Source organism: Sphingobacterium sp. B16(2022) (genome assembly GCF_012030425.1).
GTDB classification, from domain to species: Bacteria; Bacteroidota; Bacteroidia; order Sphingobacteriales; family Sphingobacteriaceae; genus Sphingobacterium; species Sphingobacterium anhuiense.
On record NZ_JAAUVN010000007.1, the window covers coordinates 177,084 to 191,760 of the forward strand.

The following is a 14,677-nucleotide window of genomic DNA, read 5'->3' on the forward strand; positions in this document are numbered from 1 at the left end:
TTTAATTACAATAGTAAAAAAACCATTTATTGCCATGTTTAAATATTTTCTAACAGCTATTTCTTTTCTAGTACTTATCACTTCCTGTAGGGTAAGCAATCATCCAAAGTCACATCCCTATGTGTACATTCAAAGCGACGCTCGTGAAGCTAAAAAATGGAAATTGGTTTGGGAAGATCAATTTAATGAAACCTCCATTGATACGACAAAATGGACAAGAATTTCTGCAGGTAGCGCCGATTGGAATCGCCATATGAGTACAGACGATGCCTGTTTTGCAATGGAAGATGGTAAACTGATTTTGAAGGGAATTAATAATACTGATCTGACAAAAGATCCCCGTCCATTTCTGACAGGAGGAATTTGGAGTAAAGGAAAATTCGCTTTTCAATATGGGCGAGTGGAGATCCGTGCGAAACTTGGGAGTGCTCAAGGTGCATGGCCAGCTATGTGGATGTTAGCGGAATTAGATAAATATGGAAAATATCCAAAAAATGGAGAAATCGATATTATGGAACATTTAAATTCTGATTCCATCATCTACCAAACAACACACTCCTATTATACCTTAGATTTAGGACAAAAAACAAATCCTCAACACGGCGGAACAGCTAAGATCAATGCAGGTGATTATAATGTATATGGTATAAGCTGGTATCCTGATCGAATTGTATTCCAGTTAAATGGTAAAGATACGTTTACATATCCTCGCATAGAAGGGGTTGATAAATCACAATGGCCATATGATCAGCCTTTCTTTCTATTAATTGATCAACAATTAGGCGGTAGTTGGGTTGGAAAAGTCGATCAGAAACAACTGCCAGTTGAAATGATCATTGACTGGGTTAAGGTTTATCAATAACCTATCTCAAAGATCAGATTTAATAGTACCAATGAGTAGCTTTATTTTTAGCTGACAAAAAGTTAAAATAATTAGGTTCATTACAAACAAAACAACTTTAAAAGTTAATATACGATAAACTGTAAAATGAAAAAAAAGTATTATCTATTGACATCCTTATTGGCACTAGGGATGGGTGTTGCAAATGCACAGTATAAAGGTCATATCTTTATCGATTCGAATGGAAATGGTAAGTTCGACAGTGGCGAACGTACTGTTGAGCATGCTGTTGTTTCCGATGGTTATCAGGTTTTGAAAACAGATGCAAATGGACAGTTCGAAATACCAGCAAATCCTGCAGCACGATTTGTATTTGTAACTGCTCCGGCTGGTTTCAAGCCTGCAAAAAGTCATTTTTTAAAAATAAGTCCTGACCGTAAAGAGTATTCAATGGGACTTATTGAGGATACTTCTCAAGATCCGGATGTTTTAAATTTTATTCAAATAACAGATACCGAAACATATTTGTATGGTCCATGGATTGAGAATGTCCGTAAATATGCTGCAAATCAAAAAAGTTCTTTGATTATGCATACCGGTGATATCTGTTATGAACCAGGCATGCGTTTTCATGCGCAGCAAGTAAATAGCCAACTGATGGGCTTACCTGTTTATTATGCTGTTGGCAATCATGATCTCGTAAAAGGAGAATATGGTGAAAAATTGTTTGAAGATTTGTTTGGTCCGACCTATTATTCTTTTGATGCCGGTCCTGCACACTTTGTTGTTACGCCGATGTGGGGAGGCGATTATAAACCAAGTTATACAAGAGATCAAGTTATCGCATGGTTGAAGAAGGATCTAGAATTGAAGGATAAGAATAAACCGGTTATTTTTATTAATCACGATTTTGATATCGGACCTGACTTTATTCTAAAGGGAAAGACTGAGGAAATCGATTTAAAGAAATATAAATTAAAAGCGTGGTTATTCGGTCACTGGCATAATAACTATTCTTTTGTTAATGCAAGCAGCGGTGTTCGTGTTATTAGTACAAATGCACCTAATAAGGGGGGGATCGATCATGCTGTTGGCCAGTTTCTGCATATTAAAGTTACTAAAGATGGTGTTGAAGATGTTGCTCCAAAATACAGTAATTTGTTTGATCATATTCAATTGATAGATCCGGCATTACAAAGCACTGAAAAAGGGAAAATTCCTTTCCGTGCGCAAGTATACGATAGTAATCGAGATGTAGCATCTGTCCACGTGCGAGTACTTGATAGTAAAGGCAATCAAGTAGCCTATGCACCGTTTAAACCATTATCAGATTGGTCATGGGAGACAGAACCTCTTATGAATGTAAGTAATAAAACATGTACTGCTTTTATTGAAGTCAATTACAATGATGGTACCCAGGCAACCAAAAAAGAAACTTTTGGAGTGAATGATAAAGCAAATCAGCTTCAACTTAAATGGACTGGAAACTTAGGTGGAAACACTTGGAAAGTGAGTCCATTACTTGTAGAAGGTCTCGTTTTGGGAGCAACTTTTGATGATGGTGGAAATGGTAAGTCCCAAATTGTAGCTTTAGACGAAAAGTCAGGAAAGACTAAATGGACTTTTTCAACAGCTAATTCCATCAAACAGAAACTCCGTTATGAAAATGGCATTGTTGCGGCAACTGATGTGGCAGGAAATGCCTACGCTGTGGATGCTAAAACTGGGAAGCTGATTTGGAAGAAAGAATTAAGCCAGGGACGATTACCAAGTTATGTTACAGCCGGAGCAATTTATGAAGGAGTATACTATACTGGTTACGGTTCTTATCTGACCGCTTTAGATTTAAAGACTGGTCAAGAGCTATGGAGAAATCAGGATTGGAATGGGGGAGAGGCAATGCCAGGAGAGATCATAGTAACCAAAGATCAGTTGTTTACAGGAGCTAATTGGAACAGTTTATTTGCTCATGACCGCAAGACAGGTAAATTGATGTGGAAGAAAAATGAGGATGGTCTACGTTTTAGAAGTGGTGGAGTTGCGGTAGTAGGTAATGAAGTATATGCAACTGGATTAAATACGGTATTTGTGCTAGATAGATTATCAGGAAACGTTTTACGAAAAAAGACACTTGATTATGATTTCAAAGTAATGGCAACGCCTGTAATAAGTGGCGAACAATTATTACTATCGACTTCGGATAAAGGAATTGTTGCTTTGGATAAGAATACGCTGAATGAAAAATGGAATTTCACAACTGGAGAGGCTTTAATCTATACCTCATCGTATAGTTCACCCGATCAAAATAAGTTAGTTGCAACTGTAGAGGCAGCTCCGCAGCAAGTTGGAACTGACTTTGTATTTGGTGCGTCGGATGGATTTCTTTACCGTCTAGATCCACAGGGCAAATTAAAATATAAAATTAATTTAGGTGCTCCAATTTTAGCAGAGGTGCTTGTAAAAGATGATTTACTTTATGTGACAGATTTTGCTGGAAACGTATATAGTTTTCAACATTAACTAACACATTTTTGATTTTTGAAAAGGCCAACCATCAGTTCGTCTTTTCTTGTTTTAAATCTTTATTAAAATTTGCCAAATAAAAACTCTCATACAACATTTAGAGTTTAGCAAATAATAAAATAGCACATCATAGGTATTTGTAAATACGAAACAAACACTATTTATGCTTTACGACTTTTGCAACATAAGAAATTGTTAACATATGCTATGAAACTTTCTTGTGCAAAATTTTCATTCAAGTTTGAAAGCTGATAAAACTTGGAAATGATTATACTTTTTACTAATTTATGGTTGTGCTATAATATTAATTGTTTTTGTGATAATAAAAACTTAATATGCATCAGGGTAATTATTTGTGTACTTTTGAGGTTAATTATGGAAGATAATACAATATTTAAGATCAGTAATAAAATTAAGGAAATCCGCAAGATTAACGGGGTTACCATTCAAGAAATAGCCCATAAAGCTGGTGTCAGTAAAGGGTTGATTTCTCAGATTGAAAATAACCGAACAGTTCCTTCTTTATTTGTTTTGATCAATATCATCAATGCACTTGATGTGGATTTAAATGAATTTTTTAAAGACTTTAATTCCGATAGTACATTGGGACCCATTATCGTCAAAAGGAAAGAAAATTACGAAGAGTTTGAAAAGGAACAAGCAATTGGATTTCATTATAAGCGAATATTAACCTCTTCTATTGATAGCTCTACTTTAGACATAGTCTTATTGGAACTTCTTCCAGATGCTAAACGGCCTATGGTGGAGACTGAAGCCTTTGAATATAAGTATATTTTGAGTGGTCAGGTTGAATATGTATTTAGGGATCAGGTTATTGTCCTTAATGAAGGTGATTCTATTTTCTTTAATGGACGTCTATCGCATACACCGCGAAACATCGGAAAAGATAAAGCAATCATGTTAATTGTTTACTTTTTTGAGCAGAACAAAAAATAGCGAACTCATTTAAGATCATATTATAGACTTTCTCCCATAGAAAGTCTTTTTTTGTTTTAGGCTTAATTCAATTTATTTCTATATTTGTTTACAAATACTTAACAGAAGTTTAGTAATGTGTTAATCTTTGAAGTTTACTTTTGGTTGTGGAAAAAAATCACATTTACCAAATGTCTAAATAATGGAATTAACGCAAAGATTTAAACAACGTATTAGTCAACTGGATGAACGCTCTGTTGCCATGATATTGGCACTTACAGCATTTCTTTGCTATACCTGTATGTATTCATTTAGAAAATCTTTTACTGCCGCATCTTATGATGATGCTTCAGTATGGGGAATCAATTATAAAGTCTGTTTAGTTATTACTCAGATGGTCGGGTACATGTTCTCTAAATTTTATGGTATAAAATTTATTGCAGAAAGTAAGCAAAAGAATCGTGGACGCTATCTGATTATATTGATTTGTATTTCGTGGTTAAGTTTGTTAGCATTTGCTTGGTGTCCACGTCCTTGGAATATTATTTTTCTTTTATTGAATGGATTTCCTTTAGGTATGGTGTGGGGTTTGGTTTTTAGTTATCTGGAAGGTAGACGTTATACAGAAATAATGGGAGCAGTTATGGCTGTCAGTTTGATTTTTGCTTCAGGTTTGATTAAAACAGTGGGACGTTGGTTAATGGCTACTTTTCCAATTGATGAGTATTGGATGCCCTTTTGTACAGGTTTTTTATTCTTACTTCCTTTTATCGGTTGTGTCTGGTTGTTAGAGCACGCACCGGGACCAACAGAACAGGATAAAGCCTTGAGAACAGAACGAGTAGCGATGGATAGTACTAGTCGAAAAGCGTTTTTTAAAATGTTTAAACCTGGAATTTTGCTCACTGTTGTTATTTATACCATGTTGACAATTATCAGGGATGTTCGAGATAATTTTGAAATTGAAATCTGGGAAATGCTGCATGTAAAAGGCAATGGCATTTTTGCAAAAGTTGACGGTATAATTGCTTTGATTGTATTGGTACTGGTGGCATTGTTGATTGTGGTGAAAGATAATTTAAAAGCATTTAAATTGATTCACATGTTGATTATAGTAGGTTTTCTTATAGCAGGTGGTTCTACTTATCTTTTTAGCCATCAACTTATCGATGGATTAAGTTGGATGTTGCTGGTAGGGCTTGGTCTTTATTTAGCATATATCCCGTACAACGCCATCTTTTTTGAAAGGATGATTGCTACATACAAAATGAAAAGCAATATAGGTTTTGTCATGTACTTGGCAGATTCGATCGGATATTTAGGCAGCTTTATAGTTTTACTGAATAAGGAGTTATTACCTAATTCCGTGACGTGGGGAAGTTATTTCATACAATTGGTTTTTTTCGCATCTATCATCGGTGGGGGATTATCCTTACTATCTTTATATTATTTTGCGCGTAAAAAAGAAGCGATGGATAAACAGGAACAGGAGGAAGAGAAACCCTGGTGTGTGAATAGTAGTGATGTTCAAATAAGTTAATAAAAATACATAAAATGAATTTGAGTAAATATGATCTAATCGTAGTGGGAGGAGGAATCTTAGGAACTTTCCATGCCTACCATGCTTTGGTAAAAGGATTACGCGTTCTACAATTGGAGAAAGATAATTATCCGGTAAGCTCAACGGTACGCAATTTTGGACAGGTTGTGCCATCAGGGATGTCTGGAAAATGGTTTGATTATGGTGTTAGAGGTTTAGAAATCTATAAGTCCATTCAAAATGAAATGGATATTTCTGTTCGCAATAATGGCAGTATCTATATTGCATCCGACGCAGATGAAGTACAGATGCTGCATGAATTAAGTGCACATTATAAGCAGGTTGGATATGCGCATGAGCTATGGTCAAAAGAACAGATCTTACAGACCTATCCTATGATGAAGGACACGTATGTAAAAGAGGCTATTGTTTTTAAACAAGAGGTTAGCGTTGAACCAGATTTAATGATCCATCGCTTACATGCTTATATGCAGACTAAGTTTGAGCAGTATACATTAAAATATGATACAACTGTGATGGCTTGCGAGGATTATGCTGACTTTGTTAAAGTGACAACGAGTGATATGCAACTATTCGATGCTGATAAGGTTATCATATGCAATGGATATGAATTCAAGATTCTTTATAGATCATTATTTGACGATAGTGGTTTGAAGATCAGTAAACTTCAGATGATGCGTACAAAGCCGATGAAAGATCTGCATTTACCAGGAAATATTTTAACAGGGCTTACGACAAGACGTTATGAAAGTTTCGAAGAATATTGTCCATCTTTCCATCAAATAAAAGTGCCTGAACACTATAAAGAATTGCGTGAACAAGGAATACATATCTTATTTAAGCAAGCCATAGATGGCAGTATCATTGTTGGAGATTCACATGAATATGCACAAGGTAATCAACTGGATGAATTAGGATTTGCTATTAATTCAAAGATTAATGATCTCATGTTGAATGAAGCGAATCGTATTATCACTATGGATCAGTCTATGATTGCAAGCTCATGGGCTGGATTTTATGCTCAGCATGACAATGATATTTTAGAAGTGGATGTAAGTGAGCGTATTCATGTACGTACCGGAATCGGCGGAAAAGGTATGACAGCCAGTGCTGGTTATGCCGAGAAAAGCATTGCAGCGATCTTTGCATAAAAGCAAAAAATATAAGGTAGTTTTAGAGGCTTAGCATTTCGTTGCTAGGCTTTTTTTATAAAATCAAATTGAATATTGGCTTGATATCAAATATGGATTTTTATGGTACAAATAATAATATTAACTCTTTTTAAAGATATAGTTGATAATTTTTTCTTTTATAGCTATAAAATGATACATTTAGGGAATTAAAAAGAAGTTAACCAATTATAATGAAAAATAAGTTAGGCTATAGATTGCTTTGGGAACGTGTGCGGAATGGTGATGAACAAGCGTTTTTTGATTTATATGCCGCATTATTTAACGAATTGGTGAATTTTGGTATTCGTACATGTGGAGATGCTGATCTGGCGAGTGAAGCAACAGATGAAATTTTCGTTACCATTTGGGAAAAACGAGATCGCCTTGATCGAGTAGAAAATGTGCAGGCATACCTCATTACATTTTTAAAAAGAAAAATTCTTCGACTCTTAGAAAAACAACATAAAATACAAACTGCTTTGCGACATGTGAAAGCAGAAGATGATTGGATAGAAATGCCATATGAAGAATTTATTATTAAGGTACAAACAAATGAATGGATTCAGATTCGATTAAAAGAAGCACTAGAAAAATTAAGTTTTCGGCAAAAACAACTCATTCATCTTAAATTTTTTGAAGGATATTCCTACGAAAAAATAGCAGAAACCACTCAGATGACGGTGAAAACTGCTTATAATACGTTGTACGATGCCTTAAAAGTACTACGTCAAGAATTAAAAGATTTGTAAATTAGCATAATACGTGTATTTTATTTAATTGATTTACAGTTATTTGTGTTTTATTTTAAAATTTCTTTAGGAAAAAAGTACAATCCTCTGCACTCTATAATAAAGACCTAAAGAATGAGCCAAAAAGATTACAACAATATTGAAGACTTTTTAATAGATGATACTTTCCAGAAGTATTGTTCTGGAGAAAATAAATCTTGCATACAATATTGGGAGCAGTATATTGTCAATCATCCTGAGCAGTTAGAAACGATTCAACATGCTAAAAGATTATATCAAGTTCTTGTAGGCAACAAACCTGCTGTTAATGAAAGGTTAGAGCATATGAAAGCGCGCCTTAAAGAGGAGAAAAATGAACTTTCTATTTTTTCTTGGCATCTCTCTCACTTATTTCGTATTGCTGCAGTTCTCGCCCTTTTCGGTTTCGCTTACTTTTGGTATACACAATTTTATTCTAAAAGAATTGAGCCGTTGGATCAATTTGTAGCTGCCCAGATATTCGAAACTAAAAAAGGAGAGAAGAAAACATTTGATTTGCCAGATGGCACCACAATAACATTAAATTCTGATAGTAAACTGGAACTTGATAAGGATTTTAATGATCATGCACGACATGTCTATCTAACTGGAGAAGGCTTTTTTGAAGTTAAAAAAGATAAAGAGAAGCCCTTTGTCGTTTACGCGAATGATTTTGATATTTCTGTCCTTGGAACAACTTTCAATGTGAAATCCTATCCTAATGATGGAACATCTGAAGCTTTTTTAGTGGAGGGATTAATTGAGATGCGGAGTAAGGGAATTAATGAGAACTCCATGATTATCAAGCCTAATCAGAAAATTATCTTATATAAAAATCAATTTATTGAGGCTAAAAAAGACCCCGCCGTTAAAAAGGAAGCGTTAAAAAGCAACGTTAAGGAAATCAAAATTCAAGATTTTTCAGTAGATGAACCTGCCGTCAGTTCTAAGGAGATTGCCTGGAAAGATAATCGATTAGAAATCATGGACCAAGATTTTGAATCATTGCGACATACCTTAGAACGATGGTACGATGTGGATATAGAGATTAAAAATAGAAATCTTGAAGATTATCGATTTACAGCGACTTTTTCAAAAGAAAATATAAACCAAGTATTAAATGCATTACAAAAAGTAGAACCTTTTAATTATGAGATATATGGAAGAAAAATAACCATTTACTAAAAAAAATAGGATGGCGGACCAACGCCATCCTTGAAAAAAAGATTAATTCTTAAGCAGCAATTCTGGAAAAACGTGCTGCTCTTTATTGAATTTTAAACCTAATACTAAAGTATGATAAAAAATTGCTTATTGCAAATGCGTAATGGCTACATTGTGCATTTTAGATTCATTATACGGATGAAACTAACCTTGATTATGAGTGCATTTGTCGTAATGAATGTTTCGGCTAATGTTTATTCCCAACAAAAAGTATCGCTTGATGTCCAAAAAACAAAATTGAGCAGAGTACTTAAAATGATTGAAGAAAAAAGTGACTATTACTTCGTCTATGGCTCAAGTAACGACAATCTGAATAAGGAGGTTTCCATGCAGATTGAGAATGGACGAGTTACGGATATTTTAGCCAAATTATTTAATAAGACTGGCCTTACATATAGTATCTCAAACGAGGGTTTGGTGGTTGTCAGCCAGCAACAGAATAAAGTTTATGAAGGTATTGTAACAGATGAAAAAGGCAACCCACTCGTGGGAGCTACAGTTCGTGTTAAAGGTTCTGCAGTCGCAAGAGCTACTGACTTAAACGGTAAGTTCTCCATTAACGCACTGACGGGAAATACACTTGTCATTTCATTTGCTGGTTATAATTCAGAGGAGCCGGTTCTGGGTAATGATACTTCTATTAAAATCGTTTTGACGGAAGATAATCGTATGCTGAATGAAGTTGTTGTGACTGCGTTGGGTATGAAAAAAGAGAAACGCTCTTTAGGTTATTCGGTTACTCAGGTTCAAGGTGAATCGTTGACGCAAGCGCGTGAAAATAATGTTGTAAATGCCTTAGTTGGGAAGGTTGCTGGTTTGGATATCGGTAGTACTTCTGGGGGAGCGGGAGCTGCGACGAATGTAACGATTCGTGGTATTTCCAGTATAAGTCAGACGAATCAACCGTTATATGTTATTAATGGTATTCCCATGGAAAATAAACCTGTAGGTGTTGGAAATGCCAATTCAAAAGGTAATTCTGGAAGCCAGTGGGACAATGCACCCGATTTAGGGGACGCGATCAGTAATATTAACCCAGATGATATTGAAAGTATTTCCGTATTAAAAGGAGCTGCGGCTTCAGCATTGTATGGTGCACGTGCTAAAGCAGGTGTAATTTTGATCACAACTAAATCTGGAAAAGGTAATTCAATTGATTTCAATAGTAACTTTGTTGGAGAACAAATAATTGACCAAACTGATTGGCAAACAATCTATGGGCAAGGGGCTAGTGGTGTAAAACCAAATAGTCAAAAAGCAGCAGCTCAAGTCGGTAGTTCCAGTTGGGGAGCAAAATTAGATGGTACACCTGTTGTTCAATTTGATGGTAAAGAAAGACCATATTCTTTACAAAAGGGGAATTTAGATCGTTTTTATAGATCAGGTAGTACTTGGACCAATACGCTTGCTCTAAACAAGAGCTTCGATGGTGGCTCGATCCGTTTATCAGCATCTGATGTTAAAAATAAATCGGTAGTTCCTAATTCTGGTTTAGATAGGCAGTCATTTAATCTGGCAGGTATGTTTGAGCCGATCAAAAGGTTGACGATTGACGCTCGTGTTAATTTGATCTATGAGCAGGTGAAAAATAGACCCATGCTTTCGGACGGTGCAGGGAATGCTAATTTTAATGCAATGTTTATTCCAACAAGTGTCAATGTAGATGACTTAAAACCGTGGAAAGATGAGCATGGTAATGAGGTTGCGTTCAATACAGGAAATGTATATGCTACTAATCCATGGTTTGCCGCTTATGAATTTCAAAATAATACAAAGCGTGATCGCTCAATAAGTTCAATAGCCGCAAAATATACGTTTATTAATGGCTTATTTATCCAAGGACGCGCAGGTAGGGATGGCTATAACGATCAATATACAAATGTATTGCCTACAGGTACAGCTTATTACGCTACTGGTAAGATTAGTGAACAGAATACAAAATTTGTTGACATTAATACAGACATATTACTTGGTAAATCATTTCAATTTGGAGATTATTCGATAACTCCCAATGTTGGAGCTGCATACCGTAATACTGAATCTCAACAGACAACCAATAACGGAGTAGATTTTGCCGTTCCATTTGTTTATACAATAAGTAATGCATTAAATAAATCGATCGCTTTGGGTTATTATCAAAATGAGATGCAGTCGGTTTATGGTACAATGGAGTTTGCTTACAAAGATGTTCTTTACTTAAATGGAAGTTTGCGGTCAGATTGGTTCTCAACTTTGGCTTCCCCTGGCAAGGATAATAAATTAAATTCTGTATATCCGTCGATCTCTACATCATTTATTTTTTCTGAATATTTAAAACCATCATGGTTAAGTTTCGGTAAGTTAAGAGCAGGTTTTGCACAAGTAGGACAAGCTACAGATCCTTTTCAAACCATGTTGACTTACGGATTAAGGAGCGAGTCTTTACAGGGTAAACCTCTTGGAATTATTTCAAATGTTAACATTCCAAATTCTTCGCTATTACCATCTACAGCAAAAGAACTTGAAATTGGTACAGAATTACGTCTTTTTAATGATCGTGTAAATTTGGATTTGACATGGTATAATAAAAAATCGAAAAATGAGATTACTTATGTAAAGGTTGCAACTACTTCAGGATATTCTGCAGCAGTTTTAAATGCTGGTGAAATGCAAAATCAGGGATTTGAAGCTTTACTTTCTGCGACAATTATTAAGAATGATCACTTTAAATGGGTGTCAACTTTAAATGGATCTTTTAATGATAATAAAGTACTTTCTTTAGCGGATGGTATTGATGAGAGTAATCCATTAACGATTGCAACTTCTCGTTCAGGAGTAGGTTTTACGTCAATAATAGTCGGTAAATCTATTCATCAGGTAATGGCTTTTGATAATAAATACGATGCAAATGGGAATATCGTTTTACTGGATGATGATGCGAAATCACCTGCGCGAGGTGATTTGGAAGCCTATGGGTCTGCTATGAATAAATGGTTTGCAGGCTGGAATAATGAATTCAGTTATAAAAATTTAAATGTTTCGTTCTTGATTGATGGAAAATGGGGCGGTAAATTGTTTTCAGCAACTAATTATTATGGATACATCAATGGATTACATCAAGCAACATTGGATAATCGTGAATCTTTAGGGACAAATGCAGCGGCCTATTATACGAATGTTGCAAATAACGTTTCAAAAAACTTTGTTCAAAGTTCAGATTTTATAAAATTGAGACAAGTTGTAATTGGTTATAATTTCCCTGTTAAAATGTTCAATAATAGAATTAAATCCCTTAATGTTAGTGCTGTAGGCCGTAACTTATTTGTGCTGATGAAGAAAACGGATAATATTGATCCTGAATCAAGTTACAATGCAACATTTCCTGGTTTGGAGTTAGGTGGAGTACCTGCAGTACGGACGTTTGGTGCTAATTTAAGTGTTAAATTTTAATGAAGTTTACAATGAGAAAAATATTTAAACCAATTATATCGGGTTTAGCAGTTACACTATTGCTAAGTGCAGGAAGTTGTACAAAAGATTTTGAAAAAATCAACACGGATCCCAATGCATATACGAATGAGAATTTTAATCCTAATTATTTGTTATCAACGTCACAGTTGACCTATACAGGAAGTACCGATTTCGCTTACGATACTTGGAGAGCAAATTTAATTTATGCGTCTACAATGATGCAAGGTTTTTCTACAGTGGTGAGTTATTGGGCTGGAGATAAATATATTTTAAATGAAGCATATACAACGGCTTATTGGGGTACATCTGCTGTCGGCGCTTATTCTGAGCAAGTGCGCAATATTGCTGATCTGGTATACAATACAAAAGGAAAACCGGAATATAACAATTTGCATCAAATAGCAAGAATCTGGAAAGCTTTAATTTTTGCAAGACTGACAGATTTGTATGGAGATATTCCTTATTCAGAAGCAGGTCTGGGTTATCATGATAAAATATATACACCAAAATATGATAAGCAACAAGATATTTATAATGATCTTTTAAAGGAAGTAGATGAAGCTACCAATGCATTAACAGCTTCTAGTGAGAATTTAGTCGGAGATGTAATTTATAGAGGTGATATTAATAAATGGAAGAAGTTTGGAAATTCATTTATATTACGTCTAGCAATGCGTCTAATTAAGGTCGATGAAAACAAAGCAAAAGAATATGCGAATAAAGTTATTAATAAGACCATGACGTCTAATGATGACAATGCTTATCTAAAACATGAAACTTCTGGTGCACGCGTCACTCAAAATAGAAATAGCCAAGTGTTATTAGGTGATGGAGGGCAAGAGCATTTTTATACTAAATGGTCCAAGACCTTTATCAATTTCTTGAAAAAATCAAATGATCCAAGACTGGCTAAAATAGCTGTTACTAAATTATATTTATCTGACGGGAATAAAGATCAAAATGCAAGTTTTATTACTGATCCAGCAAAACAGAAAGGAATGCCTAATGGTAAAGATTTAGGTGCTAAACCAGAATACAATATTGCAAGTGACCCGAATTTTACAAAAATGGATGAATACTCTTCGGCTCACCCTGAAATGATCAAAAGAGAGGCACCTACATTTATTCTAACATATGCTGAAACAGAACTTCTATGGGCCGAGGCAGCTCAGAGATGGAGTATTGGCGGTAGTGCATCACAGCATTATAAAAATGGAGTTAAAGCGGGACTTACATATCTAAATCAGTATAGTTCTACATTAGGGATTTCTGAAGCAGAGGCAGAAGAGTATGTTATTAAAAACCCTTTGAATACAAGTGATGCACTTAATCAAATTAATTCCCAATATTGGGCACATACTATCACAATGCTCGATTTTTATGAAACTTGGAGTAATTGGAGAAGAACAGGATATCCTATTTTAATTTCGATCGGTAATTATCCGGGAAATGCAACAGGAGGAACTATCCCGAGAAGATTTCCTTATCCGGTAATGGAAGCTGCTGAGAATCCAGAAAATTATAAAGCAGCTTCAAATGCAGTAACTGGTGGAGATAAATTAACCGGACGTGTTTGGTGGGATAAGTAATTTCTTGCATCTTTAACAGAGATCAAATGCAAGTACTTTGATCTCTGTTAAAATAAAAAACCATTTTATGAAAAACCTAATAAATCAAAAGTTAATCATTTTGTCATTTGTTGCTGCATGTTCATCATGTGCGCCAAAGTCTGATAAACCTGTGGAAAGTATACAAAATATTGCAGGAACCTATCGTTTACTTGAAAGTAAAACCATAAAAGGAACAGACACGATTCTTGCTTTTACAGATACATCAAAAACAGAGATGTTTAAGATGTTTAATGGAGATCATTTTTCTTTTTTTAATCACGATAAAGAGAAAGGGAAAGGAAAAGAACCATTATTTGTCTCGGGAGGAGGTACATATACACTAAATGGTAATAAATATAAAGAACATTTACAGTATTGCAGCATGCGCGACTGGGAAAATAATACTTTTGATTTTGAGCTAACTCAAAAAGGAGATACACTTATTCAAAAAGGTGAAGAAAATCTTCCAGAATTAGGTGTTAAACAAATAATAATTGAAACCTATATCAAGCTTAAATAGCCCATTTTAATTATCAGGTTGGTAATCGTATTTAAAATTGCTACTTATTAAAAAACAAAGCCTTTCGCAATAT

At 34.9% G+C, this 14,677-nt stretch carries 10 protein-coding genes; all 10 read left to right on the plus strand.

The genetic code is table 11. The features are described from left to right. The first annotated feature begins 34 nt into the window (after positions 1-34). The 10 genes from HCX49_RS24425 to HCX49_RS24470 all read left to right on the plus strand — a co-directional run bounded on the left by HCX49_RS24425 (position 35) and on the right by HCX49_RS24470 (position 14,604). Positions 35-862 carry a glycoside hydrolase family 16 protein gene (locus HCX49_RS24425; protein ID WP_021188184.1) on the plus strand — a complete coding sequence of 276 codons (828 nt, stop codon included), beginning with the start codon at positions 35-37 and terminating at the stop codon, positions 860-862. 126 nt (positions 863-988) lie between these two features. Beyond that, positions 989-3,361, plus strand: coding sequence for a PQQ-binding-like beta-propeller repeat protein (locus HCX49_RS24430; RefSeq protein ID WP_237682885.1), 2,373 nt, complete (start codon positions 989-991; stop codon positions 3,359-3,361). A gap of 378 nt (positions 3,362-3,739) precedes the next feature. After that, positions 3,740-4,321, plus strand: coding sequence for a helix-turn-helix domain-containing protein (locus HCX49_RS24435; protein ID WP_021188183.1), 582 nt, complete (start codon positions 3,740-3,742; stop codon positions 4,319-4,321). 181 nt (positions 4,322-4,502) lie between these two features. Then, the gene (locus tag HCX49_RS24440; protein WP_206368703.1) at positions 4,503-5,840 is read left to right on the plus strand and encodes a DUF5690 family protein; all 1,338 of its coding nucleotides are present in this window, start codon (positions 4,503-4,505) and stop codon (positions 5,838-5,840) included. Positions 5,841-5,854: 14 nt separating this feature from the next. Beyond that, positions 5,855-7,012 (plus strand): TIGR03364 family FAD-dependent oxidoreductase, encoded by a 1,158-nt coding sequence (locus HCX49_RS24445; protein WP_168128403.1) that lies wholly within the window; start codon positions 5,855-5,857, stop codon positions 7,010-7,012. Positions 7,013-7,224: 212 nt separating this feature from the next. After that, positions 7,225-7,782, plus strand: a complete 558-nt coding sequence (locus HCX49_RS24450) for an RNA polymerase sigma factor (protein WP_132772195.1) — start codon at positions 7,225-7,227, stop codon at positions 7,780-7,782. A gap of 114 nt (positions 7,783-7,896) precedes the next feature. Continuing rightward, positions 7,897-8,985 (plus strand): FecR family protein, encoded by a 1,089-nt coding sequence (locus HCX49_RS24455; RefSeq protein ID WP_132772196.1) that lies wholly within the window; start codon positions 7,897-7,899, stop codon positions 8,983-8,985. A gap of 111 nt (positions 8,986-9,096) precedes the next feature. Continuing rightward, on the plus strand, positions 9,097-12,453 hold the full coding sequence (locus HCX49_RS24460) for a SusC/RagA family TonB-linked outer membrane protein (protein WP_237682886.1): 3,357 nt from the start codon (positions 9,097-9,099) through the stop codon (positions 12,451-12,453). Positions 12,454-12,464: 11 nt separating this feature from the next. Further along, positions 12,465-14,063, plus strand: coding sequence for a SusD/RagB family nutrient-binding outer membrane lipoprotein (locus HCX49_RS24465; RefSeq protein ID WP_168128404.1), 1,599 nt, complete (start codon positions 12,465-12,467; stop codon positions 14,061-14,063). Positions 14,064-14,130: 67 nt separating this feature from the next. Beyond that, a complete protein-coding gene (locus HCX49_RS24470) occupies positions 14,131-14,604 on the plus strand; it encodes a hypothetical protein (RefSeq protein ID WP_168128405.1) in 474 nt (157 codons plus the stop codon). Positions 14,605-14,677: the final 73 nt, after the last annotated feature.